This is a genomic window from Actinomadura meyerae (genome assembly GCF_900188445.1).
Taxonomy (GTDB): domain Bacteria; phylum Actinomycetota; class Actinomycetes; order Streptosporangiales; family Streptosporangiaceae; genus Spirillospora; species Spirillospora meyerae.
Window position 1 is genome coordinate 1 of record NZ_FZOR01000024.1, and the last position, 26,940, is coordinate 26,940.

24 protein-coding genes and 1 tRNA gene are annotated in these 26,940 nt (G+C 71.6%); 11 read left to right on the forward strand and 14 right to left on the reverse strand.

Going from position 1 to position 26,940, the window contains the following annotated elements:
- Window positions 1-129 precede the first annotated feature (129 nt).
- A complete protein-coding gene (locus CHF16_RS23145; protein WP_089328216.1) occupies window positions 130-900 on the forward strand; it encodes a helix-turn-helix transcriptional regulator in 771 nt (256 codons plus the stop codon).
- A 268-nt stretch (window positions 901-1,168) separates the two neighbouring features.
- Here CHF16_RS23145 and CHF16_RS23155 read toward each other — a convergent pair whose 3' ends face one another.
- Window positions 1,169-3,070, reverse strand: coding sequence for an MFS transporter (locus CHF16_RS23155; RefSeq protein ID WP_089328218.1), 1,902 nt, complete (start codon window positions 3,068-3,070; stop codon window positions 1,169-1,171).
- 187 nt (window positions 3,071-3,257) lie between these two features.
- On the opposite strand from CHF16_RS23155, the gene CHF16_RS23160 reads away from it, so the two are divergent.
- Window positions 3,258-3,689, forward strand: coding sequence for a DUF2267 domain-containing protein (locus CHF16_RS23160; protein WP_089328219.1), 432 nt, complete (start codon window positions 3,258-3,260; stop codon window positions 3,687-3,689).
- On the opposite strand, the gene CHF16_RS23165 is transcribed toward CHF16_RS23160, so the two are convergent.
- Window positions 3,676-6,558: a helix-turn-helix transcriptional regulator gene (locus tag CHF16_RS23165; RefSeq protein WP_089328220.1), complete on the reverse strand. Its 2,883-nt coding sequence runs from the start codon at window positions 6,556-6,558 to the stop codon at window positions 3,676-3,678. The genes CHF16_RS23160 and CHF16_RS23165 overlap by 14 nt on opposite strands.
- Before the next feature lie 107 nt (window positions 6,559-6,665).
- Window positions 6,666-7,106 (reverse strand): DUF1931 family protein, encoded by a 441-nt coding sequence (locus CHF16_RS23170; RefSeq protein ID WP_218826791.1) that lies wholly within the window; start codon window positions 7,104-7,106, stop codon window positions 6,666-6,668.
- 357 nt (window positions 7,107-7,463) lie between these two features.
- On the opposite strand from CHF16_RS23170, the gene dnaK reads away from it, so the two are divergent.
- The 5 genes from dnaK to clpB are packed head-to-tail and all read left to right on the forward strand — an operon-like array spanning window position 7,464 to window position 13,767.
- Window positions 7,464-9,341: a molecular chaperone DnaK gene (gene dnaK / locus CHF16_RS23175; protein ID WP_089328222.1), complete on the forward strand. Its 1,878-nt coding sequence runs from the start codon at window positions 7,464-7,466 to the stop codon at window positions 9,339-9,341.
- Window positions 9,310-9,879, forward strand: a complete 570-nt coding sequence (locus tag CHF16_RS23180) for a nucleotide exchange factor GrpE (RefSeq protein ID WP_089328223.1) — start codon at window positions 9,310-9,312, stop codon at window positions 9,877-9,879. Before dnaK ends, CHF16_RS23180 begins: the two co-directional genes overlap by 32 nt.
- Entirely contained in the window at window positions 9,879-10,826 is a 948-nt protein-coding gene (locus tag CHF16_RS23185) for a DnaJ C-terminal domain-containing protein (RefSeq protein WP_089328224.1), read from the forward strand. The genes CHF16_RS23180 and CHF16_RS23185 overlap by 1 nt, the downstream gene beginning before the upstream one ends.
- Entirely contained in the window at window positions 10,826-11,170 is a 345-nt protein-coding gene (locus tag CHF16_RS23190; protein WP_089328225.1) for a chaperone modulator CbpM, read from the forward strand. Before CHF16_RS23185 ends, CHF16_RS23190 begins: the two co-directional genes overlap by 1 nt.
- The gene (gene clpB / locus CHF16_RS23195) at window positions 11,152-13,767 is read left to right on the forward strand and encodes an ATP-dependent chaperone ClpB (protein WP_089328226.1); all 2,616 of its coding nucleotides are present in this window, start codon (window positions 11,152-11,154) and stop codon (window positions 13,765-13,767) included. The genes CHF16_RS23190 and clpB overlap by 19 nt, the downstream gene beginning before the upstream one ends.
- A gap of 18 nt (window positions 13,768-13,785) precedes the next feature.
- Here clpB and ligD read toward each other — a convergent pair whose 3' ends face one another.
- Window positions 13,786-14,742, reverse strand: coding sequence for a non-homologous end-joining DNA ligase (gene ligD / locus CHF16_RS23200; RefSeq protein ID WP_245869073.1), 957 nt, complete (start codon window positions 14,740-14,742; stop codon window positions 13,786-13,788).
- A gap of 79 nt (window positions 14,743-14,821) precedes the next feature.
- Window positions 14,822-15,097 (reverse strand): hypothetical protein, encoded by a 276-nt coding sequence (locus CHF16_RS23205; RefSeq protein ID WP_089328227.1) that lies wholly within the window; start codon window positions 15,095-15,097, stop codon window positions 14,822-14,824.
- Between the two features lie 83 nt (window positions 15,098-15,180).
- Here CHF16_RS23205 and CHF16_RS23210 point away from each other — a divergent pair, with 83 nt between their 5' ends.
- Entirely contained in the window at window positions 15,181-15,615 is a 435-nt protein-coding gene (locus CHF16_RS23210; RefSeq protein WP_089328228.1) for a hypothetical protein, read from the forward strand.
- A gap of 426 nt (window positions 15,616-16,041) precedes the next feature.
- Here CHF16_RS23210 and CHF16_RS23215 read toward each other — a convergent pair whose 3' ends face one another.
- The 4 genes from CHF16_RS23215 to CHF16_RS23230 form a co-directional block, all read right to left on the reverse strand.
- Window positions 16,042-16,722 carry a DUF1345 domain-containing protein gene (locus tag CHF16_RS23215; RefSeq protein WP_089328229.1) on the reverse strand — a complete coding sequence of 227 codons (681 nt, stop codon included), beginning with the start codon at window positions 16,720-16,722 and terminating at the stop codon, window positions 16,042-16,044.
- Between the two features lie 596 nt (window positions 16,723-17,318).
- Window positions 17,319-17,390, reverse strand: a tRNA-Val gene (locus CHF16_RS23220).
- A gap of 32 nt (window positions 17,391-17,422) precedes the next feature.
- Window positions 17,423-18,415: an ABC-2 transporter permease gene (locus CHF16_RS23225; RefSeq protein ID WP_089328230.1), complete on the reverse strand. Its 993-nt coding sequence runs from the start codon at window positions 18,413-18,415 to the stop codon at window positions 17,423-17,425.
- Between the two features lie 26 nt (window positions 18,416-18,441).
- Window positions 18,442-18,849: a TIGR02611 family protein gene (locus CHF16_RS23230; protein WP_089328231.1), complete on the reverse strand. Its 408-nt coding sequence runs from the start codon at window positions 18,847-18,849 to the stop codon at window positions 18,442-18,444.
- Window positions 18,850-19,116: 267 nt separating this feature from the next.
- Between CHF16_RS23230 and CHF16_RS23235 the strand changes: the two genes are divergently transcribed.
- Complete coding sequence (locus CHF16_RS23235; RefSeq protein ID WP_089328319.1) at window positions 19,117-19,530, forward strand: SsgA family sporulation/cell division regulator; 414 nt, start codon at window positions 19,117-19,119, stop codon at window positions 19,528-19,530.
- Here CHF16_RS23235 and sthA read toward each other — a convergent pair.
- Both sthA and CHF16_RS23245 read right to left on the reverse strand, forming a co-directional pair.
- Entirely contained in the window at window positions 19,527-20,930 is a 1,404-nt protein-coding gene (sthA, locus tag CHF16_RS23240; protein WP_089328232.1) for a Si-specific NAD(P)(+) transhydrogenase, read from the reverse strand. The two genes, CHF16_RS23235 and sthA, sit on opposite strands and share 4 nt — an antisense overlap.
- Window positions 20,931-20,987: 57 nt before the next feature.
- Window positions 20,988-21,599, reverse strand: coding sequence for a TetR/AcrR family transcriptional regulator (locus CHF16_RS23245; RefSeq protein ID WP_089328233.1), 612 nt, complete (start codon window positions 21,597-21,599; stop codon window positions 20,988-20,990).
- A gap of 117 nt (window positions 21,600-21,716) precedes the next feature.
- Here CHF16_RS23245 and CHF16_RS23250 point away from each other — a divergent pair, with 117 nt between their 5' ends.
- Entirely contained in the window at window positions 21,717-22,037 is a 321-nt protein-coding gene (locus CHF16_RS23250; protein ID WP_089328234.1) for a DMT family transporter, read from the forward strand.
- 28 nt (window positions 22,038-22,065) lie between these two features.
- Entirely contained in the window at window positions 22,066-22,908 is an 843-nt protein-coding gene (gene ppgK, locus CHF16_RS23255) for a polyphosphate--glucose phosphotransferase (protein ID WP_179271662.1), read from the forward strand.
- A 12-nt stretch (window positions 22,909-22,920) separates the two neighbouring features.
- On the opposite strand, the gene CHF16_RS23260 is transcribed toward ppgK, so the two are convergent.
- The 3 genes from CHF16_RS23260 to CHF16_RS23270 are packed head-to-tail and all read right to left on the reverse strand — an operon-like array spanning window position 22,921 to window position 26,801.
- On the reverse strand, window positions 22,921-25,650 hold the full coding sequence (locus CHF16_RS23260; protein ID WP_089328235.1) for a glycoside hydrolase family 38 N-terminal domain-containing protein: 2,730 nt from the start codon (window positions 25,648-25,650) through the stop codon (window positions 22,921-22,923).
- A 7-nt stretch (window positions 25,651-25,657) separates the two neighbouring features.
- A complete protein-coding gene (locus CHF16_RS40425) occupies window positions 25,658-25,936 on the reverse strand; it encodes a hypothetical protein (RefSeq protein ID WP_089328236.1) in 279 nt (92 codons plus the stop codon).
- A gap of 28 nt (window positions 25,937-25,964) precedes the next feature.
- Window positions 25,965-26,801, reverse strand: coding sequence for an aminotransferase class IV (locus CHF16_RS23270; protein WP_245869077.1), 837 nt, complete (start codon window positions 26,799-26,801; stop codon window positions 25,965-25,967).
- Window positions 26,802-26,940 lie beyond the last annotated feature (139 nt).

The following is a 26,940-nucleotide window of genomic DNA, read 5'->3' on the forward strand; positions in this document are numbered from 1 at the left end:
GAGGCTTCAATCGCTTTCACGAACTCCACATGGACCTGCGACGCCTGTGGATATGTGGATAACACCCTGACGGTCAGGCTAATTTAACGGCATTGATACCTGGATCTGGCGGATGGCACCGGCGACCAGTTGCTCGCCGCCCTGATCAGCATCGTCCGGCTGTGGTCGCTTCAGGCGGGCGGCTTCCGAGCCGGAGCGGACCAGGTGCTGCGCGAGGCCCGCCACCAGCTCACCGGCTGGGCGGTGCCCGGATACATCGCCGACCGGTTCACCGCCGCCGAAGCCGCGTTGCGGACGAATGCCGGGGACACCCGCACGGCCGCGAGACTGCTGGCCGACCAGGTGGGGCCGCCGGACTCGGCCCCGCTGGCGGTCGCTCTCGCACGCACGCAGCTGAGGAACGGCGACCTGGAGGCGGCGATGCGAACGGCCGCCGGAGCTCCGGACATGGAGCTGGCAACCAGGCTGGAGGCGGGCCTCCTGGAAGCGCTGGCCGCCCACCGTCTCGGCCGGGACCGACACGCGTCCACGACCCTGGAGAAGACCCTGCGACTCGCTGATCGGGAGCGTTTCCGAGGTGTGTTCATCCGCGAGGGCCTGCCCGCGCGGCGGCTGCTGAGCGCCCACCTGGACTCCGGGACCGCGCACTGGCCGTTCGTCATGGACATCATGGAGTGCGCCGGCGAGCGGACGGATCGCCCTGTCGCGCCGCGCCTGACCGAGCGGGAGCTGACGGTGCTGCGATATCTCCAAAGCGTCCTGACGACGGAGGAGATCGCGGCCGAACTGCACGTCTCGGTCAACACCATGAAGACGCACCTTCGCCACATCTACCGGAAGCTCACCGCCTCCCGGCGCCGGGAGGCGGTGAGCAAGGCGCGGGAGGCTCAGCTCCTCTGAGCGCCACCGCTCTCTCGTGGTCCGCCGCCGCGGTGACGGTTCCGGAAGGCGCGGAACAGGCGGAGGGGGAACAGGCCGATCAGCGGAGCGCGCCTGCCGAGATCCTCCCGGTCCTCCCGGTCGAAGGCACGGGCGTAGCGAGCGGCGTCGGCGGCGGTCCCGTACTCCTTGGCACCTCCGGCGCCGCATTTCCGGGCGCAGGCCCACACCAGAGTGCTCCCTTCACTGGTGAACCGCGGACGATGGCCGAGAAGTCGGCAGGCGAGCGTCACTTCCCGTCCTCCCTGGATCCTCCGGGGCCGTACCTGCTGCGCGTCAGCCGCCGCAGCCGGCCCTCCTTGACCGCCTCGCCCAGTGCGTGCCTGAACCGGCCGGGGCCCCAGCCTCGGGCGCCGACCCGCTTCGCCAGGTCTCGCCGCTCCACCGGACCGGCCCCGGTCGCGTGGACGAGATCATCGATCTCACGGTCGAGTTCGCGCTCGGAGACCGCCCTCGCCCGGCTGGGCGTGCCCGCGGTTCCCATCATTCCCGGCGAGTAGGTCTGCGACCCTCCCGGCCCGGGACGGAAGCGCTGCGGCGTCGCCATCTCCCGCTTGCGGCGCCGGGCGGCACGCTCCCCGGCGCGGCGATCGCGTTCGGCGGCGAGTCGCCTGTCCTCGGGCGGCAGTTCCCGCTTCAGCTCGGCCTGCCGGAGGCTCTCCTGCTCCTGCGGAGTCGTGGCCTCGGCCTCCTCTGCGGTCAGCGGACGGGCGATGTTCTCCAGCGATTGCTGTTCGGCGCGGACACCGAAGATCAGCTCCGCGAACCCGCCCAGCAGCATGGCCCCGCACCCGATGAAGAAGCCGAGGGCGACGAGTTCCTGCCGGCCGCTGCCGATGAACTGGCCGAAGAGCGCCGGCCCGGTGATTCCGCCCACCGCGGTGCCGACCGCGAAGAACAGGGCGATGGCCAGGGCGCGGGTCTCCATCGGGAAGATCTCGCTGACCGTCAGATAGGCGGAGCTGGCCCCGGCCGACGCGACGAAGAAGCTCAGCGCGACCAGGATGATGAACGTCGTCGAGGTCAGCAGGTCGGCCAGGAGCAGGGCGGCGGTCACCGCTATGAGCGCGGCGGAACCGAAATAGGTGCCGGCGATCATCGGCTTCCGGCCGACGGTGTCGAAGAGGCGTCCGAGCAGCAGCGGTCCCATCAGGTTCCCGAGCGCGAACGCGGCCAGGAAGTAGGGCACCGTGCCGGACGCGACGTCGAAGAAGTCGCTGAGGATCGTCCCCAGGTCGAAGGTGACGGCGTTGTACATGAACGCCTGCCCGACGAACAGCGACAGCCCGAGGACAGTGCGGTTGGGATAGCGCTTGACCGTCACGCGCGCGATCTCGCGGAAACTGATCGACCTGCGCTGCCGCACCGTGAGGCTCTTGCCCGGAGGCGGCAGCGCCTCCCCCGTGTCGCTCTCCACCTCCCGCTCGATCCGGTCGACGATCCGTTCGGCCTCCTGGTCATGACCGTGGATGAACAGCCATCGGGGGCTCTCCGGGACACTCCGGCGCACCACCATGATCCCCAGCCCGAGGACCCCGCCGATGGCGAAGGCCAGCCGCCAGCCGAGATCCGCCGACAGCAGGGCGTCGTTGAGGAGCACGACGCTGCCGAGGCTGCCGATGGCCGCGCCCAGCCAGTAACTGCCGTTGATGGCGAGGTCCACCCGGCCGCGGTTGCGGGCGGGGATCAGCTCGTCGATGGCCGAGTTGATGGCCGCGTACTCACCGCCGATACCGGCCCCGGTGAGGAAACGGAACAGGAACAGGTACCACTCCTCGGTCGCGAAGGCCGTCGCCACGGTCGCCACCAGGTACAGCCCCAGTGTGATCATGAACAGCTTCTTGCGTCCGAAGCGGTCGGTGAGCTGGCCGAAGAGCAGCGCGCCGAGGCATGCGCCCGCGACGTAGCAGGCCGCGGCCGTGCCGATGTCACCGCTGGAGATGTCGATGCCGCTGCCCGGCTCGGTCATCCGGGCCGCGATGGAACCCACGATGGTGACCTCCAGCCCGTCCAGGACCCAGACGGTGCCGAGGCCGATCACGATCCTCCAGTGGAATCTCGACCATGGCAGGCGGTCCAGCCGAGCGGGAACACGGGTCTGGATCGTGCCCAGTTCGTCGGCGGTCGTCATGTCCTCACCCCCTTGGAAGGCGGATGCAGCTATCGGCCAGCATCCGGTGGGAGGGGTGAGCAGGCATCACCCTTGCCAGGTGAAGCGGGGCCCGGTTCCGATGTCACCCGGACCGAGTGATGTGTTCTCACCCGAGCCCGGGTCAGGCTCTCTAGGAAAGTCATCCTCATTCGGAAGGGATGCGGACATGGGCGCTACGGGATTCTCGACCTTCGACAAGACCATCGACAAGACGAACCACGTGCTGGCGGAGATCGAGCATGCACACGGCTGGTCGAAGGAGGAGCGAAACAAGTCCTACGACGCGCTGCGCGCCGTCCTGCACACGTTGCGCGACCGGCTCACCGTGGACGAATGCGCGCATCTGGCCGCGCAGCTGCCGTTGCTGGTCCGCGGCGTGTACTACGAGGGCTGGGACCCCAGCCGGGTACCGGTGAAAATGGACAGGGAGCAGTTCCTGGAGAGCGTCCGGCGCGGCTTCCCCTATGAGGCCGACGGTGGCATGGAACGGCTGGTGTCCACCGTCCTGCAGTCGCTGCGCCAGTACGTCACGGAAGGGGAATGGGAGGACATCAAGTCCAGCATTTCCCGGGATCTGCGCCCGCTCATTCCGGTCTAGCCCGCCTGCGGGCTGCGCGCGACTCGGTCTCCGTTCCGTCGTCGGGCTCGCCCTCGGGGTTCGCTTCGGGGGGATCGTCGGCATGTTCGAGAACCTGCCGCGCCAGTTCGACGCGTGAACGGACGCCGAGTTTGCGGAAGACCTGGCGCAGGTGGAACGCCACGGTGTGGACGCTGATGAACAACTGATCGGCGATGCGCCGGTTGGTGAGCCCTTGGGCGACGAGCCAGGAGATCCGCTGCTCGGTTCCGGTGAGGCTGCCCCAGCCGGCCGTGGCCCGTTCGCGGTGGTTCCAATGCCGCCGGCGTTCCCCCATCCGCCGCAGGCGCTTGCGGACGCGGGCGGCGTCGCGTTCGGCGCCGACCGCCACGTAGCACGAGAGAGCCTCGTCGAGGCATTCGATCGTCCGTCCGCGCGAGCCATCCGCCCCACCCAGCAGCACACCGAGGTCCTCATGGGCGGAGGCGCGCGCCCAGCGGTCGGCGTGCCGCGCGGCCGCGCTCCGCAGGAGATCCGGATCGCCGTGCAGCAACCCGCGGGCGTGCGCGCCGGCGGCCTCCAGGCTGGGCAGGCCCGGGTTCGCCTCGGCGAGCCGGTCGGCCGCCGCGACGACCTCCTCCGCCGCTCCGGGCTCACCCGCCGCGACCGCCGTCCGGACCAGCCAGGCCGCCGCCGCCGGATCGCAGGTCAGCACCTGGTTGTGCTCCGCCAGGCCGTCGAGGAGGCGGCGCAGTCCGGGCAGCGCGGCCCGCGAGCCGTCGCACGCCTCGGTCACCTGGGACCGGACCAGCTCGCTCCGGGTCAGGTCGAACGGAGGGGGTGCCGGGCCGTCCGCGCCCGCCCCGCCGAGGCCGTGCTCGGCGGCCGTCTCGACATCGCCGGAGCGCAGCGCCGCGCGGGCCAGCTCGGACCGGGCGCAGGCGGCCAGCAGGTGCGCCCCGCCCGCGGCGGCCATCTCCAGAGCCGACCTCGCCTCGCGGATCGCCTCCTCCGGCCGCCCCTCCGCGAGATGGATGCGTGATCGCACGATCCCGGGGCCGGCCGACCAGCCGTCCCGGCCGATCCCGGCGGCCCCTCCGGTCCCGGGCACCATCGCCCGCCGCGCCTCGTCCACCAGTCTGACGTCCACCAGGAACGAGGCCAGGATCAGACTGGGGTGGAGCCGACACTCGTCCACGCCGTCGTTGAACGCATGCCGCACACCCGTCCGCGTGAATTCGAGCGCGCCGACCAGGTCGCCCTCGTCCCAGGCCTGCAGGGCGAGGACGATGAGCGCCCCGGTCACCAGGCCACGGCCGGGCTCATCGTCCGCCTTGACGATCGCTTTCGCCCGCTCCACCACGCTCCCGTTCAGCTGCAGCCCGGTCTCGGCCTGCAGGAGGGCCAGTTCGGCGCGGTCGCGCACCTCGGCCGGCAGATCCGGCATGTCCAGCACGGCCTTGGCCGTGTCCGACGCTCTGGCGGCCTGGCCCATCGGCACCAGGACGAAGGACAGCGCGGTCAGCAGTTCGGCGATGGACGGGCCTGACGCGCACCGGTCGAGCGCGGTCTCGGCGAGCTCGGCGGCTCCCCTGAGGTCACCGGCGGCGACCAGTGTCCGCATCGCCGTCATCGTGCGCGCGAACCGCCGCGGATCGGCGGGTTCGGTGAGGTCCAGCGCCCGGTGGGTCAGCTCGGCGGCGGCCGCCGGGGAGGCGTCGAGCATCTCCGCGCTCGCCCGGTCCAAGCTCCGCAGAACCTCTGGAACGCCCTGGACCGCCCCTGCCATGAGGTGGGTCGCCGCGGCCTCCGCCCGGCCTCCGTGTTCCAGCAGGGCCCTGCCGATCTGCACGTGCAGCGCCTGCCGGACGGGAGCGGGAATACTCGTGATCATTGATTCGCGAGCCAGGTCGTGCCGGAACACCAGGGCCTCTTCGTGCGCCGCCAGCAGCCCGGTCGCCAGTATCGCCTCCAGTGATGGCAGTAGGTCGGAGGGAGTGGTGCCGAGCAGGTCGGCGGCGACCAGGGGGTGGAACGCGGGCCCCAGCATCGCCGCGAGCTCGAGCAGCCGCCGGGCCGGTGGATCCAGGTCGTCCAGGCGGTCCTGGACCAGGAGATGGATCCGCTCCGGCAGCCGGGAGGTGACGAGACGGGCGTTGCCCTGGGAGATCTCCACCCCGCCCTCGTCCAGCAGCCCCTTCATGAGCTCGATAAGCAACAGCGGGTTGCCGCCCGCTCTCTCCGCGAGCGCGCGCAGGGCGGGGTCAGGGGACGCACCCAATGCGGCGGTGGCCAGGTCGGAGACGGCCTCGCCCGCCAGGGGGCGGAGCTGGAGCAGGACGGCGCCGTCCGCCTGCAGGCGGAGGAACAGCCGATCGAGCTCGGCCCCACCGCAGCCGCTGCGGCGCGCGAGAACCCAGCGCACCGGGGAGGAGGTGAGCCGGGTCGACAGCGTTCGCAGCGCGAGAAGCGTCGCGGGATCGGCCCACTGGAGGTCGTCCATGACGACCAGCAGCGAGGTGGAGCGGGCCCGCCGCTCCAGCGCGGCCCACAGCCGCTCGGCCGGCCGGTCCTGTCCACCGGTCGGCCGCGAGGGTGGCGCGGGCTCTCGGAGTGCCGACAGCAACAGCTCCAGGCTCGCGGACCGGCGCAGATCAGGTGCCGTGTCCGCGACCACCACGGCGAAGCCTTCGTCGGCGGCCCTCCGCGCGGCCTCCTCCAGCAGGTGGGTCCGCCCGATGCCCGGTTCCCCCTCGACGAGGATGATCCCCGGGCCGTCGGTACGCGTGAGCAACTGATCGATGCTCGCTCGTTCCCGTTGGCGCCCGAAGATCGCGCCCCGCGTCGGCGGTCTGCCGTCCATGCAGGCACCGTGCCCGGGATCGCGCATGGGATACGCGTCCCCGAGCGCGGCTCGGTCCCGTTCTTGGTCGGGTCAGGTCAACATTGCACAAGGACGGGTCATCTGCCGCGAACCGGTCGGAGTAGCGGTCCGGGTCACAGGAGCAGGTCGAAGATGCGCTGCACTCGCTCCCACTGCAGGGTCTGCGGGTTGCGCCTGTCCGGGAACACGATCCGGAAGGCCTGCGACAGCGCGTAGGAGAGGCCGCCCGCGATCTCGGGGAGCTTCTCGTCCGTGACATCGCGGACTGCGAGGTCCAGTGGCGGCCGCCTCGCCAGCAGCTCCAGGATCGGCTCGACCTCGATCTCCTCGTCCAACTGGCGGAACTTGTGGATGCTCTCCTGCAGGCCCTTCGTGATCGGCAGGTCGGACGGCTCGATGATGTCGCGCCCGTTCGCCTTCGCCGCGGCCTGCCCGATGAGGAGGAGGTCGTACAGCTTGGCGTCGAGGAAGTCGTGGTAGCGCCGCAGATCATTCTTGTCGACGTCCAGCCCGGCGGCAGCCTTGAAGAAGCGCTCGAACCTGCTGATCCCCATCACGGCCATGGAACCGCCCCCTCTGTCTTCTCCTGCCGAAGCGGAAGGACTTTCTTGCAGCCTCCGCGTCCAGGGGGCCCGTCACATCATCAGATCTTGTAGACCCGGCTCAGGCGACGAGACCGCCCGCCCGCACCGGTCGGATGTCAGACCCGCTTGGCGCCCGCGCGGGCCGCCTTACGTTCACGGTGGCTTCACCGACTCCCCCGGGTGGGCGCCGACCAGAGACCTACACGGTCGGTGGATGTGCCGGGCCCACCGATGACGCAGCGTTGATGACGAAGGCGTTGCCGGCCTCCGGCAACGGTGTACGCCATCTCGCCGGGATGCGCGGTGAGAACCATCGGAAGGAACCTGATGGGTAGAGCAGTCGGCATAGACCTCGGCACCACCAACTCGGTCATCGCGGCGACGGAAGGCGGCGAACCCCGGGTCCTCCCCAACGCGGAAGGGGCACGGACGACCCCGTCCGTGGTGGCCTTCACCGAACAGGGCGAGAGGCTGGTCGGCCAGCTGGCCCGGCGGCAGGCGATCCTGAACCCGAAAGGCACCATCACCTCCGCGAAGCGCTTCATCGGACGGCGCTACGAAGAGATCGAGAGCGAGAAGGACGCCGTCTCCTTCGACGTGGTCGCGGGGCCGGACGGGACGGCGCGCTTCGACGTGCGCGGCAAGCAGTACGCGCCAGAGGAGATCTCGGCCCAGGTACTGCGCAAACTGGCGGACGACGCCGCGAAGTCGCTCGGCGAGAAGGTCACCGAGGCGGTCATCACGGTGCCCGCCTACTTCAACGACGCCCAGCGGCAGGCGACGAGCGACGCCGGGAAGATCGCCGGGCTGGAGGTCCTGCGCATCATCAACGAGCCCACGGCGGCGGCACTGGCCTACGGTCTCGACAAGAAGGCCGACGAGACCGTCCTGGTCTTCGACCTCGGCGGCGGCACGTTCGACGTCAGCCTGCTGAACATCGGGGACGACGTGGTGGAGGTCCGCGCCACCTCCGGTGACGGCCACCTCGGCGGCGACGATTTCGACCGCCGGATCGTCGACCACCTCGCCGATGACTTCCAGCGGGAGAACGGGATCGACCTCCGCGCGGACCCGCAGGCCCTGCAGCGGCTGTTCGAGGCCGCCGAGAAGGCCAAGGTCGAGTTGTCCACGGTGTCGCAGACACAGATCAGCCTGCCGTTCATCACGGCCGACGCCAGCGGCCCGAAGCACCTCAACGCCTCGCTGATGCGCTCCACGTTCGAGCAGATCACCGCGGACCTGATCGAGCGCTGCGTCGGCCCGGTGGAACGGGCGATGAGCGATGCCAAGGTCACCGCCGACGACATCGACGAGGTCATCATGGTCGGCGGGTCCACCCGGATCCCGGCAGTGCAGGGCCTCGTCCGCCGGCTGACCGGCGGCAAGGACCCCAACATGTCCGTCAACCCCGACGAGGTCGTGGCGCTGGGCGCCGCGATCCAGGCCGGCGTCCTCAAGGGCGAGGTCAAGGACGTCCTGCTGCTCGACGTCACCCCTCTGTCGCTCGGCGTGGAGACCATGGGCGGGGTGATGACCAAGATCATCGAGCGCAACACCACCATCCCGGCCCGCAGGACCGAGACCTTCAGCACCGCCGAGGACAACCAGAACGCGGTCGACATCGTGGTCCTGCAGGGTGAGCGGGAACGCGCCGCCGACAACCGGGTGCTCGGCCGCTTCCGGCTGGAGAACATCCGCCCCGCACCGCGCGGCGAACCGCAGATCGAGGTGACCTTCGACATCGACGCCAACGGCATCCTCAACGTCTCCGCGCGCGACAAGGACACCGGCGCCGAGCAGCGCATCACGATCAGCCAGAGCTCGAACCTCGACGAGAGCGAGGTCGAGCGCATGATCGCCGATGCGGAGCAGCACCGGCAGGAGGACGCTCGGCTGCGCGAGCAGGTCGATGCGCGCAACGAGCTGGACTCGGCCGTCTACCAGGTCGAACGCCGGCTCGGCGAACTCGGTGACACGGTCCCCGTGCACGAGAAGGCGAGGGCCGAGGGGCTGATGGAGGACGCCCGGCAGGCCGTCAAGGAGGAGGCGCCGCTGGATCGGCTGCGCTCGCTCACCTCCGAACTCCAGCAGATCCTGCACGGCTTGGGAACGACCAGCGGAGCGGGCGCCGGCGAGCGTGCCGCCGGGGCCAGGACGGAAGGCTCGGACGACGATGTCATCGATGCAGAATTCACCACGGAATGAGCAGTCCGGGCAGTCGGCCGACCAGGACCGCCCACCGGAGCAGCCTGAACGGGAAGGCGCCGCCGAGGCGGCCGGCCCGGATCCCGAAGAGGTCGAGCGGCTCAGGGCGCGGGTCGAGGAACTCGAGGACCTCTGGCGGCGCGCGCTCGCCGATCTCGACAACCTGCGCAAGCGCATGACGCGTGAACTGGAGGCGCAGCGCCGTGCCCAGCGGGCGGAGGTCACCGCGGCGTGGCTGCCCGTTGTCGACGATCTGGAACGCGCGCTGGAGCACGCCGAGGCGGACCCGGCGAGCATCCTCGAGGGGGTTCGCAGCGTCCGGGACCGTGCGGTGGCGACGCTGCGCGACCTGGGCTATCCGCGTCGCGATGACGTGGGGGCTCCGTTCGACCCGGCCCGGCACTCGGCGGTCGGCGTGCGCACCGACACCGACGTGCCCCCCGGCACGGTGGTCGAGGTGCACCAGCCGGGCTACGGCGACGACGAGAACCAGTTGCGTCCGGCGCTGGTGTCGGTATCGGCCAGGGCCGGTGACTGATGGCCGTCCAAGATCCGTACGAGGTGCTGGGCGTCCCCCGGGACGCCGGCCAGGACGAGATCCAGCGCGCCTACCGCAAGCTCGCCCGCGCCTATCACCCCGACATCAACAAGGACCCCGAAGCCGAGGATAAGTTCAAGGACGTCTCCGAGGCCTACGCCATCCTGTCCGATCCGGAGCAGCGCCGCCGCTACGACGCCTTCGGGCCCGACTTCCGGCGGGTTCCGGAGGACGTCGACCCGGACATGTGGGCGCGCACCCGCGCGGGCGCCGCCGCCGGCGCCGGCCGTGCCGGGCCCTACGCCACAGCAGGCGGCTACACCGGCGGGTTCGGCGAGGACATCGACCTGGAGGACCTCTTCGGCGGGATCTTCGGCGGCCGCCGGCGGGGCGGCGGCCGCTGGTCCGCCTGGTCGCCCTCACGCGGCGCCGACCAGGAGGCCGAGATCGAGATCAGCGTCGAGGAGGCGTACCAGGGGACCAGCCGCACCCTCACCCTCCAACGGCCGGAGGGCACGCGGAACCTCGACGTCACCATTCCCGCCGGTGTGACCCACGGGCAGCGCATCCGGCTGGCCGGCCAGGGCGGGAGCGGCGACACCGCCGGTGACCTCTACCTGGTGGTGCGGATCGCCCCGCACCCCCGCTACCGCGTCGAGGGGCGTGATGTGTACACCGATCTCCCGCTCGCTCCGTGGGAGGCCGCCCTCGGCACCACCGCGGGACTGCCCACGCCCGGCGGCGAGGCCAAGGTGAAGGTGCCTCCGGGCACGTCCAGCGGGCGGCGGCTCCGGCTGCGCGGCCGCGGGCTGCCCAACCCCCGCGGCGCCCCGGGCGACCTGTTCGCCGAGGTCCGGATCGTGGTGCCGCCCGAGCCGTCCGAAACGGAACGCCGGCTGTTCGAGGAGCTGGCCTCGGCATCGCCGTTCGACCCGAGGAGATCGTGATGGAGCATCTGCTGCCCGGCACGGTTTACGCCATCGTCCCCACCCGTCCGCGGGAGATGGACCTGGACGCCTTCGCCGACGCCGCCGGAGTCCATCCCGAGCTGGTACGCCGGCTGGTGCGTCTCGGCCTGCTGGAACCCCACCGCGACCGATCCGGCCGGCTCTGGTTCCCGCCCGCACAAGTCGCCGCGTACGCGCGCCTCGAGCGCCTGCGGACGGGGCTCTGCCTCAACTACGCCGCGCTGGGACTCGTCGTCGAACTACTGGACCGCATCGCCGAACTCGAGCGGGAACTACGCGCCCGACACCACACCGGAGGCCGAACGTGGATCCCAACCGCCTGACCCAGAAATCCCAGGAAGCCCTGCACGACGCCCAGACCAAGGCCCTGCGCTTCGGACACGTCGAAGTGGACGGCGAACACCTGCTGCTCGCGCTGCTCGACCAGCCCGGCGGGCTGGTCCCGCGGCTGCTCACCGAGGCGAAGGCCGACCCGGCGCGGATGCGCGAGGCACTGGAGGCCGAACTGGGACGCCGCCCGAGCGTGAGCGGCCCGGGCACCGAACCCGGCAAGGTCCTGGTGACCCAGAGGCTCTCCCGCCTGCTCGACAGCGCCCAGCAGGAGGCCGAACGGCTGAAGGACGACTACGTCTCCGTCGAACACCTGGTCATGGCCCTGCTGGAGGAGGGCTCGGCGACGGCGGCGGGACGGCTGCTGGAGCGCCAGGGCGTCACCAGGGACTCCTTCCTGGAGGCCCTCACCCGGATCCGCGGGCACCAGCGGGTGACGTCCGCCATGCCCGAGGTCGCCTACGAGGCCCTGGAGAAGTACGGCCGGGATCTGGTGGCCGACGCCGCGGCGGGCAAGCTCGACCCCGTCATCGGCCGCGACTCCGAGATCCGCCGCGTCGTCCAGATCCTGTCCCGCAAGACCAAGAACAATCCGGTGCTGATCGGCGATCCCGGCGTCGGCAAGACCGCCATCGTCGAGGGCCTCGCCCGGCGCATCACCGACGGCGACGTCCCCGAAGGACTCCGCGACAAGACGATCTTCAACCTGGACATGGGCTCGCTCGTCGCGGGCGCCAAGTACCGGGGCGAGTTCGAGGAGCGCCTCACGGCCGTCCTCAACGAGGTCAAGGCGGCCGAGGGCCGGATCCTGCTGTTCGTCGACGAACTCCACAACGTCGTCGGCGCGGGCGCCACCGAAGGGTCCATGGACGCCGGCAACATGCTCAAGCCGATGCTCGCCCGCGGCGAACTCCACATGATCGGCGCCACCACGGTGGAGGAGTACCGCAAGCACGTCGAGAAGGACGCGGCCCTGGAGCGCCGCTTCCAGCCCGTCCTGGTCGACGAGCCGACCGTGGAGGACACCGTCTCCATCCTGCGCGGCCTGCGCGAACGCCTCGAGGTCTTCCACGGCGTGAAGATCCAGGACGCCGCGCTGGTGGCCGCCGTGACGCTCAGCCACCGCTACATCTCCGACCGGTTCCTGCCGGACAAGGCCATCGACCTGGTCGACGAGGCGTGCGCCATGCTGCGCACCGAGATCGACTCCATGCCGGCGCCGCTGGACGAGCTCACCCGCCGCGTCATGCGGCTGGAGATCGAGGAGGCCGCGCTGGCCAAGGAGGAGGACGCGGCGAGCAGGGACCGCCTGGAGAAACTCCGTAGCGAACTGACCGGGCTGCGCGCCGAGGCCGACTCCATGCGCGCCCAGTGGGAGGCCGAGCGGCAGACGCTCCGCAAGGTGCAGATGCTGCGCCAAGAGATCGAACAGGTCAGGCAGGAAGCCGATCGGGCCGAGCGCGACTACGACCTCAACCGCGCCGCAGAACTGCGGCACGGCCGGCTGCCCGAGCTGGAGCGGCGGCTGCGCGCCGAGGAGGACCGGCTGGCCGACAAGCAGAACGGGCGCCGGCTGCTGCGCGAGGTCGTGACCGAGGAGGAGATCGCGGCGATCGTGTCCCGCTGGACCGGCATCCCGGTGAGCCGCCTGCAGGAGGGCGAGCGGGACAAGCTGCTCCGGCTCGACAAGGTCCTGCACGAGCGCGTGGTCGGGCAGGACGAGGCCGTCCAGTTGGTGTCCGACGCCATCATCCGCGCCCGCTCGGGCATCAAGGACCCGCGGCGCCCGATCGGCTCGTTCGTCTTCCTCGGCCCGACCGGCGTCGGCAAGACCGAACTGGCCCGCACTCTGGCCGCGGCCCTGTTCGACACCGAGGAGAACATGGTCCGCATCGACATGAGCGAGTACCAGGAGCGGCACACCGTCAGCCGGCTGGTCGGGGCGCCCCCCGGCTATGTGGGATACGAGGAGGGCGGCCAGCTCACCGAGGCGGTCCGGCGCAAGCCCTACTCGGTCGTCCTGTTCGACGAGATCGAGAAGGCGCACGGCGACGTCTTCAACACGCTGCTGCAGGTCCTCGACGACGGCCGCCTGACCGACGCGCAGGGCCGCACCGTCGACTTCCGCAACACCGTGATCATCATGACGTCCAACATCGGGTCTGAGCACCTGCTGCAGGGCGTCACCTCGGAGGGCGACGTCGAGCCGGACGCCCGCGCCCGGGTGATGGGCGAGCTGCGCCGGCACTTCCGCCCCGAGTTCCTCAACCGGGTCGACGACATCATCCTGTTCAAGCCGCTCACGCTGCCGCAGATCGAGCAGGTGGTCGACCTCATGTTCAACGACCTCCGCACCCGGCTCGCCGACCGGCAGATGCGCCTGTCGATCGACGAGGACGCCCGGCGGCTGATCGCCGAGCAGGGCTTCGATCCCGTGTACGGCGCCCGCCCGCTCCGCCGCTTCATCGCCCGCGAGGTCGAGACCCGCCTCGGCCGCGCGCTCATCGCGGGCGACGTCCGGAACGGCGCGACCATCCACATCACCGTCGCCGGCGAGGAGCTGAACGTCCGCTACGAGAACCCGGAGTGACCGTCCGGCCTCGCCGGCCTATTCGCGGCGGACGTCGCCGGGGTTCTTGTCCGTGCGGACGCCGCGCCAGCTCGGGTGCCGCAGCCGGTCATCGGCGGTCCACTCCGCGAAGACGACCTCACCGACCAGCTCCGGCCGCACCCATCGGGCGTCCCGCGCATGCTGAGGCGGTACGTCGGAAACCGGCGGGTCGTCCTGCCGCAGCGGCGCGAGGCGCTCGGCGAGGTCGTCCAGGATCGCATCGGTGAAACCGGTGCCGACATGGCCGGCGTATCTCAGCCGTCCGCGCTCGTCGTTGACGGCCAGCAGAAGCGCGCCGATCCGGTCGGAGCGGCGGCCCTCCCCCGGCTTCCAGCCGACGACGACCACTTCCTGGGTCCGGAAGTTCTTCGTCTTGGTCCAGTCCCGGTGCCGTTTCCCCGGCCGGTACGGGGAGTCGACGCGTTTGGAGACCACGCCCTCCATGCCCAAACGGGACGACTCGGCGAAGGCCGTCGCGACGTCGTCGTGGGAATCGGTCGTCTTCCAGCGCGGCCCGTCCAGCCCGAGCCCCTGGAGGACCCGGCGCCTCTCGGCGTACGGCAGGGCGATCTGCGGCTCGTCGCCGCGGTGCAGCACATCGAAGATCATGTAAGAGACGGGGTTGGACCGGGCCAGAGCCTGGATGCGGTCTGGTTGACGCAAGTGCATCCGCGGGCCGAGCGCCTCGAACGACGGCCTGCCGTCCGGTCCGAAGGCCACGATCTCCCCGTCCAGCACCACCGGCCCGTCGACCGCGGCGGCGAGCGGGGCGAGCTCGGGCCACGCAACGGTGATGTCCTTGTCGTTACGCGACATCAACTGCAACCGTTGGTCGCGGACATAGGCGACAGCGCGGACTCCGTCCCACTTCAACTCGGCCGCCCAGCCCTCCCCGGTCGGCAACGCTCCCAGCACGGCCAGCATCGGCGAATACATCGGCAGGCTCTCCACCACCACGACCTACCGTCCAGGAGGCGATGGCATACCGGGCTACCGCAATGAACGGGGAAATTCCGCGGTCGCCACCTGCCCATCAGCGGGTGTCGCGCTTCCTCTGCTGTTCCAGGCGGCTGCGTTGACGGACCCCGTACGCGGATTCGCGCACGGCCGACTCGTCCTCCAGCCCCGATCCGAGCGCACCGCCTGCCGTGGCCATGGACGTGGTGAGCCAGGCCATCGACAGATAGAAGCCCCACTCGGCCCCGTGGCCGAGGCTGGACTGTAGCGCGCTGCCGGTCAGCACCACGGGCACCAGCACGATCGTCAGCACGAAAACGGCCCCGTAAAGGCACAGGACACCGATCAGCAACGTGGCCAGAGTGACAGCGTTGTAGAGCTTGGCACGCGTGGCGATTGATGACGTCGTCCGGGCGTTCCCACAACCGATGGTCGATGATCAGCCAGGCCAGCAGGGCCGCGACCGCCAGCACCGCCAGCACCGCCAGCCGGATCGGACCGAGCGCATCGGTGATCTGCCAGACGCTGGCGTTGACCACCGCGAACGCGGCGGTCGCCAGCACCCCGGCGAGCGCCTTGGACAAGCCGGTGAACAGCCGCCAGGGCCGGTTCGCTCGGATCATGCCGGCCAGCAGCCGGAACCGGCCCAGCAACCCCGGCGTCACGTACCGCCGCCCAGTCCGATGGCCCGGATCAGCCCGGTGGACGGTGTACTCCTCCGCGAACCTCGGCGGCGTCCCGTCGTGGACCAGCGCGACCAGATCCACCACGCCACGGCGCGCCCGTCTCGCCCGAGAGAACCAGCCGAGTGCGGGAAGTGACAACAAGGCAACCTTCTCGGCCATGCTCACTTCCGCCAGAATCGGCTGAGTCCCCTGGCGGCGCGGCAGATCGGTCAAGAACACCGCGATGTCGTACCCATCGGGGAACTGACCGGCCAGGGCATCCGCCAGGCGTTCCGCCTCCACCTGCTCGTCAGCCGACAAGGCCCCGGTCCCGGCGTCGACCTCCCACTCCACCGGCGCCGCCGAGCGTTCCCGCATGTCGTCGGGCAGCGTCTCGGCGATCCGACGGACGATCTCCAACGGCAGTCCGGGATCAGCACGCAACACCACGCGCACCACGTTGTCGCCCGCCAACCCGCCGCTCCCCCCGGACACGAACAGTTGAGAGACTTACCCGGAAAGGGCCACTGAAACGTCGCGCACGACCGCCTCGCCCCATTCCCCGACCGGACCCGTCGCCGCGGTCGTTCGCCCATCGCCCTCCCCTGGCCGAGCATGAGCGCTTACTTCTTCACCCCTGCCCGATACTCGTGACCAGGTTGACGGCGACCGCCAATATCCCTGTGCCGAAGGCGAACGCCAGCAGGGCATGCCCCAGGACGATCCGGCGGATCCGGGTGTCGGAGGGCTCGCCGTTGGAGACCGCGAACGACGTTCCGAGGCTGAAGGCCATATAGGCGAAATCGCTGTACGAGGGCGGCACGTCCTGCCGGAAATCGATGCCCCCTTCAGGTTCCTGGTAGTAGAGGCGGGCATATCGGAACGCGAACACGGTGTTCACCAGCGCCCAGGACAGGACAACGGCGGCGACGGTGAGAATGACCGCGGCGACCGAGAGCGCGTCCTGCCGACCGGCGTAGCGGATCTGGGCATCGGCCACGATGGCCAGGCTCGCCACCGAAGCCAGGAGCACCACTGTGTCGGTCGAACGGGCGTCGCCTTCCGCCTCGGCCAGTAGTTCGGTGCCGTCCGGTCCCTGCGGCCAGCTGATCCACCACACCCATGTCAAGACCGTGCTGGTGGCCAGGACCCACCCGACCAGCAGGCTCACGTCCGCGGCCCCGAGCGCAGCGGCCGCGGCGCCGCCGAGGACGCCCGCCCCGAACGACAGCACAAGCCTGCGCGCCGACAGCAACCGACCAGAGGACCCGGTCCCGTTCTCCTCAAGTGAGGGGTCGCGCGCGTCGCCCACCTCGCCTCCAAACGATCAAAGGTCCCGAGGTTGCGGTGTACCGGCTTGGGTGACCTCGGCCGGCTCACAGGCCGGTACCTGTGCACCATCGCGCCGTCGGCGACCGAACAGCCTCTTCACGATTCCGCTCCGGACATTGCTGAACGTGACCACGCAACTCCAGTGGTGTGCCCCGGCCCGCCGAACCGAACCCGTGCCCGAGCCATCCCGGGGGCCAGCTCGGCCAGTCGCGACTCGGCGGCCACGTCCGCGCGGTCCGCCCGTGACCGGCCTCGGCCCGCGCCCGCTCCAGCTCGTCCGCCCGCCGCGCGTCCGCCAACTCCCGGCGGCGCCGCAGCTCGCGCGCCAGCTCCTCCGGGTTGGTCGGCTCGTCGTGCTGCTGTGTGAGCTGCGCAAGGGGCGCCCCGGCCGACCGTCCAAGTCGCTGACACTGGAGCAGGCCGAGGCCGTTCTCACCGCCGCCGAAAGCGCACGCCCATGGCTGCGCGCGTATGTGGTGGCAGTTAGTCAGGCACTGAGCACTTCGGAGGCTGCAGAACGACGAAGAGGCCGCTTCCATATCCTGGAAGTGGCCTCTGACCTCGGTGTCTTCGGGGTGGGCGATACTGGGTTCGAACCAGTGACCTCTTCGGTGTGAACGAAGCGCTCTCCCACTGAGCTAATCGCCCCGGTGTTCCGATGACGGAAACTCTAGCGCATCTCAGGGGGTGGTCGCGCGCCGATATCGGTGATGCCAGGCGAGGAAGACGGCCGTGCAGATCAGGGCCCAGGCCGCCAGGGTGAGGAAGGGCTGCGCGCGCTGGTGGCCGGCGAAGTAGATGGCGGTGTGCTGGGCGTTGACCGAGGCGCCGGGCGGGAGCCAGCGGCCGATGGCGCCGAGGGGGGACGGCAGGAGGGGCCAGGAGACGGCGCCGCCGGAGGACGGGTTGCCGATCACGACCATGAGGCCCCAGGTGGGGATCAGGGCCCAGCGGCCGATGAGGGCGTTGAACATCGTGAAGACCATGCCGCTGGTGAACATGGTGAGCGAGGAGATGGTCCAGGACTCCCGGAAGGGGAGGTGGAGGACGCCGAGGCCCTGGTCGACGACGACGCAGATCGCGAGGCCGCCGAGGACGGAGTAGGCGGCGGTGAAGGCGATGCGCGGGGCCGGGGTGAGGTCCTTCGCCTGCACGTTGAGCTGGATGGCGCCGACGAAGCCGATGATCACGGCGGCCAGGGAGATGTAGAAGATGGCGAGGCCCTGCGGGTCGGTGGGTTGCAGGGGCTTGACGTCGCGGACGGTGACGGGGACGCCGGCGGCCCGGCTCGCGGCGGGGGCCGCCTGGGTGAGGAGGCGGGCGACGGACGCGCCGGAGGCGCCGGCGGTGTCGAGGGTCGCCCGGGGGCCGTTCAGGACGACGATCGCGAAGGCGCGCTGTTCCTCGACGGCCTCCCGGGCATTGGCGTAGGACGGGTACCGCTGGACGGAGAAGGAGGCGTCCAGGCCCTCGTCGAGGGTCTTCAGGAAGGCGGCGGACTGGCCCTGGCCGGTTACGGCGACGGGGATGCGGCGGGGCGCCGGGTTGGCCATCGCGTAGCAGTAGGAGCCGGCGAACAGGCCCGCGGCGATGGTGAGGATGGCCAGGAGGACCGCGACCGCAAAGTACGGGGACGCGCGGAAGTCCGCCCAGCGACCGCGGATCGAGTGCACATCGTCACGTTATGTGACGGGTCGGGTCAGGTCCAGAACGCGGGGTCCTCGATCTTCCAGGGCAGCGTGAGGCCGTAGATGCCGAGGTAGGCGGCCACGGCGGCGGCGAGCAGGACGGCGGTGACGGTGCCGAGGATGGTGTTGCGGCGGCGCTTGCGGGGGTCGAGGGCCTTCTCCTTGGCGCGGTCCGCGGCGGTCTTGGCGCGGTGGAGGGCGCGCTGCGCCCAGGCGAACTCGGTGGCGAGGATCGCGAGCCCGACGATGATGCCGAGGAGGCCGGGGCCGGGGGTGACCATCATGACCAGTCCGCCGACGAGGACGGTGGCCCCGACGGCGAAGACGCCGGCGCGCCAGGCGGTGTTCAGCAGCGGGTTGCGCCGGACCCGGTCGCGGAAGCGGTGGAGCCGGCCGTCCTTTTCATGATTGCTTGCCACGGATTTACCTTAAACGACCGAAGGGATGCCGGGGAGTGTCCGGATCGTCCTGGATTGCGGGCGGACGACCCACCGCATGATCCGCTTTTGCGCAGGTCAGACGCAGGTTTTGCTACGGTGAGATGGATCACAAAGCGCGGGGACGCCGGAATGTTCAGCCGAGATCAGGCAGTTAGGCGTCATAGATCGCGGGGATGTCCGTCTGAGGGAAGACCACCCACCGGAGCACCCCGCGAGCCAGCGGGACCGACGTAAGAGGGAATGGCCATGAACAGCAGGACCACCGTCTCAGCGCAGCTGGGCCTTCGTCTCGTCGTCCCCGACCGCACGACCGTCCCCCTGCTCGCCGGGCTCGAGTACGCGGCCGACGACCCGTACGCGATCCGGATGGCCTTCTACGTCGGCGACGACGAGCCGGTGGAGTGGATCTTCGCCAGGGAGCTCCTCACGGTCGGCATCGTGCGCAGGGTCGGGGACGGGGACGTCGAGGTCTGGCCCGCCGACGACGACGGCTCGCTCAACATCGCGCTGTCGTCCCCGTTCGGGGACGCGCTGTTCGAGGTGCCGCTGTCACCGCTCGCCGACTTCCTGCACCGGACGTACCAGGCCGTCCCGGCGGGCGAGGAGAGCGAGTTCATCGACATCGACGCCGAGCTGGAGAACCTGCTCTGGCCGTCCTAGCCGGACAGGCGGGCGATGTGGCGCATCTTGTTCATCGCGTCCAGGGCGGCGACCTTGTACGACTCCGCGAGCGTGGGGTAGTTGAACACCGCGTTGACCAGGTAGTCGATGGTGCCGCCGCAGCCCATGACCGTCTGGCCGATGTGGACGAGCTCGGTCGCCCCCGTGCCGAACACGTGGACGCCGAGCAGGCGCCGGTCCTCCGGTGAGACGAGCAGCTTGAGCATCCCGTAGGAGTCCCCGATGATCTGGCCGCGGGCCAGCTCGCGGTAGCGGGACACGCCGACCTCGAAGGGCACCTTGGCCTCCGTGAGGGCGTCCTCGGTGCGGCCGACGAAGCTGATCTCGGGGATGGTGTAGATCCCGATCGGCTGCGTCTCGCTGATGTCGGAGACGGGCTCGCCGCACGCGTGGTGGGCGGCCAGGCGGCCCTGCTCCATCGAGGTGGCGGCGAGGGACGGGAACCCGATCACGTCCCCGACCGCGTAGATGTGCGGGACCGCGGTGCGGTAGTCGTCGTCGACCTCGATCCGGCCGCGCCGGTCCGCGGTGAGGCCCGCGGCCTCCAGGCACAGGTCGTCGGTCATGCCCTGCCGCCCGGCCGAGTACATGACGGTGTCGGCGGGGATGCGCTTGCCGCTCTCCAGGACGGTGATCGCCCCGTTCGGCATCCGCTCGACGGAGGCGACCGACTCGCGGAACCGGAAGGTGACGGCGAGGTCGCGCAGGTGGTACTTGAGCGCCTCGACGATCTCCAGGTCGCAGAACTCGAGCATCCGCTCGCGCCGCTCGACGACGGTGACCTTGGTGCCGAGCGCCGCGAACATCGAGGCGTACTCGATGCCGATGACGCCGGCCCCGACGACGACCATGGTCTCCGGGATGCGGTCCATGTTGATGATGCCGTCGGAGTCGATGATCGTCCGGTCGTCGAAGTCGACGGTGTCGGGGCGGGCCGGTCGGGTCCCGGTGGCGACGACGATGCGCTCGGCGGTGACCTTCTGCTCGCGGTCGCCGGAGCCGGCGATGCCGATCGTGTGCGGCTCCAGGAACCGGCCCGTGCCGGGCAGCACGGTGACGCGGTTGCGGGCGAGCTGGCTGCGGACGACGTCGGTCTCCCGGCCGATGACGTGCTGCGTCCGCATCCCGAGGTCGGCGACGGTGATGTCGTCCTTCACCCGGTAGCTCTGACCGTACAGCTCGCGCTGGTTCAGGCCGGTCAGGTACAGGACGGCCTCGCGCATCGTCTTGGACGGGATCGTCCCGGTGTTGATGCAGACGCCGCCGATCATGTCGCGGCGGTCCACGATGCCGACCTTGCGGCCGAGCTTGGCGGCGGCGATGGCCGCGCGCTGCCCGCCGGGCCCGGATCCGAGGACGAGAAGATCGAAGTCGCTCACGTCCCCCAGTGTGGCGGCCCGGCCGCGCTCCGATAAAGGGTTTGGGAGGACAGATCGTTATACGTCCGGTTCGGGATCGCCGGTCAGGCCCGCGGCGAGCGCGTCCAGGCCCGCCTTGACGCGGTCGAGCGGCATGCCGCGGGTTCGCCGCTGGTGGAGGAACAGGGCCGCGGCGAGGGGCGCGAGGAGCGCGTCGGCGAGGTAGGCGGTGTCGGCACCGGGGCGGATGCGGCCGAGGAGCATGCCGAGGTGCATGTGGTAGAGCGCGTAGGAGCCGTCCCGGAAGCGGGCGTCGGGCGGGTCGGCCTCGGCCATGAGCAGCAGGTCGGCCTGCGCCTCGGTGCGGTCGGCGAGGGCGTGCAGGAACGCGCGGAGGCGCTCGCGCGGGGGCGCGCCGGGGCCGAGGGGCGGCGGGCCGTGCAGGAAGGCGGCCTGGAAGTCGCGCTCGCGGTCGTCGATCACCGCGTAGACGAGCCGGGCGCGGTCGCCGAACCGCCGGTAGACGGTGCCGACGCCGACGCCCGCGGCCTTGGCGACCTCGTCCATGGTGACCGCCTCGGGGCCGCGGGCCGCGAGCACCTCGGCCGCGGCGCGCAGGATGCGGCGGCGGTTGCGGGCGGCGTCGGCGCGCTCGGCGGGCGGGCGGCCCAGCACCGGCAGTTCCCGCATGTCGGCCTCCGTCCCGGGGAGATCCTGCTCCGCCAGGATACCGGACCCGGGCGTTGTATCCGGAAGATTCTCCGGTTAATCTGAAGCGGAAATCTTTCCGGATATGGGGGTGGTGTCGTGGCCTGGGTCTTCCTGGTGACCGCGTCGCTGATGGAGCTGGTGTGGGCGACGGCGCTGAAGGAGTCGGACGGCCTGACCAAGGCGTGGCCGACCGCCATCGGCCTCGCGGTGGCCCTGCTCAGCGTGGTCGTCCTGTCGCTGTCGCTGCGCACCCTGCCGGTGGGCACCGCCTACGCGGTCTTCACCGGCCTCGGCGCCCTCGGCGTGGCGCTGGTCGGCGTCTTCGCGTTCGGCGAGAGCGCCTCGCCGGCGCGCCTCGGGTTCCTGGGGCTGATCATCGTCGGCGTGGTCGGCCTGCAGTTCGTCGAGAACTCTTAGCCCGGTGGGGATCGGGCACAGTGGAGGCATGGCACGGGAGATGCTCGGGATCGACATCGGCGGATCGGGGATCAAGGGGGCGCCGGTCGATCCGGACGGCGGCGCGTTCACCCGGGAGCGGTTCCGGATCGAGACGCCCCGTCCCGCGCGGCCGAAGCCGGTCGCGAAGGTCATCGCCGAGATCGTCCGCCACTTCGGCTGGGACGGCCCGGTGGGCGTCACCTACCCCGGCGTGGTGGTCGACGGCGTGGCGATGTCGGCGGCGAACGTGTCCAAGCGCTGGCTCGGGGTGGACGCGGCCGCCCTGTTCGCGGACGCGACCGGATGCGAGACCACCGTGCTCAACGACGCGGACGCGGCCGGGGTGGCGGAGATGCGGCTCGGCGCGGGGCGCGGGCGGTCCGGCACCGTCGTCCTGCTCACACTGGGGACGGGCATCGGCAGCGCGCTGTTCACCGACGGCGTCCTCGTCCCGAACACCGAGTTCGGGCATCTCCAGATCGACGGGCGGGACGCCGAGCTGCGCGCCTCGGCGCGGGCACGCACCGAGGAGGGGCTGAGCTGGGCGAAGTGGGCCAAGCGGCTCGGCGTGTACCTGCGGCACCTGGAGGGGCTGATCTCGCCGTCGCTGATCATCGTGGGCGGCGGGGTGAGCCGCAAGGCCGAGCGCTTCCTGCCGCTGATCGAGGGCGTGCGGGCGGAGATCGTCCCGGCCCGGCTGGTGAACAACGCGGGCATCGTGGGCGCGGCGATGGCGGCGGCCGCCGCGCATCCGGCGGAGACCGCGGAGCCCGCGCCGCACGCGGCCCGGTCCGCCGGAGCGACCGGCGGGCGGCAGCGCGAGGTCGGCACCGCCGAAGCCGCCCGCTGACCCTGCGCTCCGCTAGGCCGTGCGGAGCCGGACGGTCGCGATCTCCCAGGGGCGCAGCGACAGGGTCGCCGTCCCCTCGTGCACGTCGAGCGGGATGCCGGGGCGCCCGCGCAGGTCGACGCGGACCGCCTCGGTGAAGTCCCCGCGCAGGACGGCCGTGGCGGGCTCGGCGCACTCGGCGACGACCCGGGCCTCGGTCCAGCCGTCGCGGGCCCGCAGGGACGTCGTCACGACCCCGTCGCCGGTGATCGCGATGCCCTCCCGGGACGGCGGGAGGGGCGCGGTGGCGTGCCCGTAGCCGGCGGCGGTGAGCAGGTCGTGCCGGTACTCCTCGGCGGCGCGCAGCACGTCGGGGCCGGGCAGGCCCCCGTCGTAGGGCATGACGGCCATCTCGGCGGTCCGCTCCCCGCGGCACTGCGCGCCGGGGGTGGGGAGCTGCGGCCCGGCGGGCTGGTCCCGGTAGGCGTTGCGGTCCCGCGACAGGTGGCCGACCGCGCGCAGCAGGGTCAGGGCCATCTCCCGCCCGCCGCCGGTGACCTCGTACTCGGTGGCGTGCTTCAGCAGGACGGCGAGGCCGCCCGCGGCGACGAACCCGGACGCGGGGAACGTCGGGACGGGCCGCTCCCCGAACCCGCCCTCCGCCGCCGGGCCCCGCTCGGTGATCGCGAACTGGCCCTCCGCGTAGGAGGCGTCCGCCCGGCGCGGCAGCGACATGTGCAGCCGGACGCGGTGGTCCTCGCAGCGGTTGTCGAAGGCGACGCGCAGCCGCAGGAACGGCTCGCCGGCGCGCAGTTCGGCACGGGTGGTGACGGTGACGTCCTCCTCGGCCGCGGACCGCTCGCCGGCGTCCAGGTCGCCGCGGCAGGGCCAGCGGTAGGTCCGGACGATGTCGACCGCGCCGGCGAGCGGGCCGTCCAGCACGGGCCGCGCGTCCACCGTCGCGGGGTCGCCGACGATGCGGTCGGCGGCGGGCGGCGCGTAGTTGTAGGTGTCGCCGTGGTCGCCGCCGTCTACGATCCGCCCGACGCCCTCGACGACGTGGCCGGACGGGGTGCGCAGCCCGAGCGTCCCGTCGGCGTGCACCTCGGCGCGCAGCAGGCCGTTGTCGAGGACGTCCGGCCCGGCGGACACCGGGCCGTCCAGCATGCGGGCGGCGGCGTCCGGCCCGACGGCCGCCAGCCCCAGCGGCGGCACCTCGACCAGCGCGGCGACGGTGCGGCGCGGGTCGGCCAGGATCCGGACGCGCCACTCCCCCTCCGCGCCGCGCAGCGCCTCCCGCACGTCGCCGATGTCGAACGGGACCCCGGCGCGGGCCGTCACGCGGAAGGTGAGGACGCGGTCGTCCCGCGACACCGACCAGTCGCGGATCTCCTGCCCGAACAGCACCCGCCCGTACACCCGCTCCAGCACGACCGGGAGCTCCGCGGCGGGGTGGACGGAGTCGTCCAGCACGGTCGGCGCGACGGCGAGCGTCTGCACCGGCACCGGCCGGCCGTCGCCCGAGACGAGGCCCGGCTCCCCGTCGGACGGGATGTCCAGGGTGACCAGGCCGGTGCGGCGCGCCGGGGTCGGGTTGAACACCAGGTGCGCCCCGAGCGGGACGGACGCGGCCCGCTCGGCGGTGACGAGGTCGCAGACGGCGCGGCCGAGCTGCTCCCCCTCGGCCATGTGCGCGGCGACCTGCTCGGCGGTCTCGTCGCAGCCGCAGCCGGTGACGGAGTCGTGGCAGCTCGCCTCGATCAGCCGCCGCCACGCCAGGTCCAGGAACCGCTGGGCGTCGCCCGCGTACCAGAGCGCGGTCAGCGGCTCGGCGTACCGCTCGACGAGCCGCTCGGCGCGGCCCATCAGCTCCTTGAGCCGGATCCGGGCCGACAGGACGCCCGGCAGGATGTTCGCGCGGGCGTGCGAGCGCAGCTCCCCGCGGACGTGCGGCAGCCCGTCGGTGGACGGGGTCCGCTCCGCGAAGTAGCCCGCGAGGGTGTCCAGCCGCATGCCGAGGCCCTCGGCGGCGATCCGGTCGGCGAGGTCGGCGGCGGGCGCGGTGTGGTCGGCCCCGTACATCGCGAGCAGCGGGCCGCCGTGCGGGTACCAGCGGCCCATCGCCTCCGCGAACCCGGCGACCCGGCCGGGCAGCAGCGACGCGCCGTCCCCGGCGCCGCCGGGCTCCCCGATCTCCTCGAACATCGACGCGGCGTTGCCGTAGCCGCCCTCGGGCAGGTACTGGGTGCGGATCGCCGTCCCGTCCGGGGCCTCCCAGGCGAACGCGCACGTCCGGACCCGGCCGGGGACGCCGCGCCACACGCACGCGTGCTCGATCCCGGCCAGCCGCAGGATCTGCGGCATCTGCGCGCAGTGCCCGAACTGGTCGGGCAGGTAGCCGACCATCATCGCGGCGCCGAACTCCTCGGCGCGCCGCATCCCGAGCTCCAGGTTCCGGACGATGTTCTCGCCCGAGCAGAGGAACTCGTCGTGGAGGATCTGCCAGGGCCCGACGGCGAGCCGGCCCTCCCGGACGAGCGCGGCGAGCCGGTCCCGCCGCTCGGGGCGGATCTCCAGGTAGTCGTCGACCGCGGCCATCTGCCCGTCCAGGGTGAAGTGCCAGCGGGGATCGGCCTCCATGCGGTCGATGACGGCGTCCAGCAGCGACACCAGCCGCAGCCGGAAGCGCTGGAACGGCAGGTACCACTCGCGGTCCCAGTGGGTGTGCGGTACGACGACGATCTCCGAACCCTCTACCCGCACAGTGCGATCACCTCGTTCTCGTGGCTCTCCAGGCGATGCATGCCCGGGTGCCCGGCCGGTATCCGGACGAATTCGCCGCGGACGGCGGCCCGGCTCCCGTCCGGGCGGACGAGGACGGCCCCGTCCGCGCCGACAGTCCGGGACAGCCCAGGTCGATCACACCGCCCTCATGGGACAGCTCCACGGTGACCGACGCCGTGCCCGGCGGGACGTCGAACGGCAGTTCGCGGAGCCCCTGCTCGAGGCGGTCCTCCAGGCTCCAGCGCCCCCGGTGCACCGTGGTCATCCGCGTCCCCCGGCGGCCACCTCTCCGATCAGGGGTCCATGAGCTCGGCGGACCGCGCCGCGAACGCCTCCATCGCCTTCGCGGTGATCGGGCCGGGCGCCGCCGGGAGGACCGTGCCGTCCACCGCCCGGATCGGCTGGACGTCCCGCGTCGTGGACGTCAGGAACGCCTCGTCGGCCCGGTACAGGTCGTCGAGCGCGAGGTCCTCCTCCTCCCCGCCGCACCACTCCAGCACCAGCGCCCGCGTCACCCCGGCGAGGCAGCCGGACGACAGCGGCGGCGTCACCAGCCGGCCGCCGAGCACGACGAAGATGTTGCTGCCCGTCCCCTCGCACAGGTTCCCCGCCGTGTTGGCGAAGACGGCCTCGCCGCCGCCGCGCTCATGCGCGTACGCCAGCGCCAGCGCGTTCTCGGCGTAGGACGTCGTCTTCAGGCCCGCCAGCGCGCCCCGCTCGTTGCGCGGCCACGGCACGACCGTCACGTCCGCCGTCGGGGGGAACGGGTCCTGCGGCCCCGCGATGATCGACACGGTCGGGCCCGCGTCGCCGCGCGCCGACCCCAGCGGGCCCGGGCCGCTGGTGTAGGTGATGCGGATGCGGGCCAGCGGCCACTTCGGCGCCGCCGCCAGCACCTCCAGGGTGCCCTGGGCGAGGGCGTCGTGGTCGGGCTCGGGCAGCCCCAGGCCGGCCGCCGACCGGGCCAGCCGGCGCAGGTGCCGGGTCAGCGCGAACGGCTCCCCGTTCGCCGCCTTCACCGTCTCGAAGATCCCGTCGCCGACGAGCATGCCGTGGTCGAAGACCGACACCACCGCCCGCTCGGGATCGACCAGTTCCCCGTTCAGCCAGATCCTGGCCTGCGCCGTCACCGGAGCCACCTCCCCAAAGCCGGGCCGCCGCGGCCCGGACACGCGCCCTCCACGGCCGTCCCCGGCCGATGGCCCCACAGTACGGCGCTCGGGGCCGCCGGTTCGAGTTCTTCCGGCCGCCGCGGCGCGCGCGGCCCGC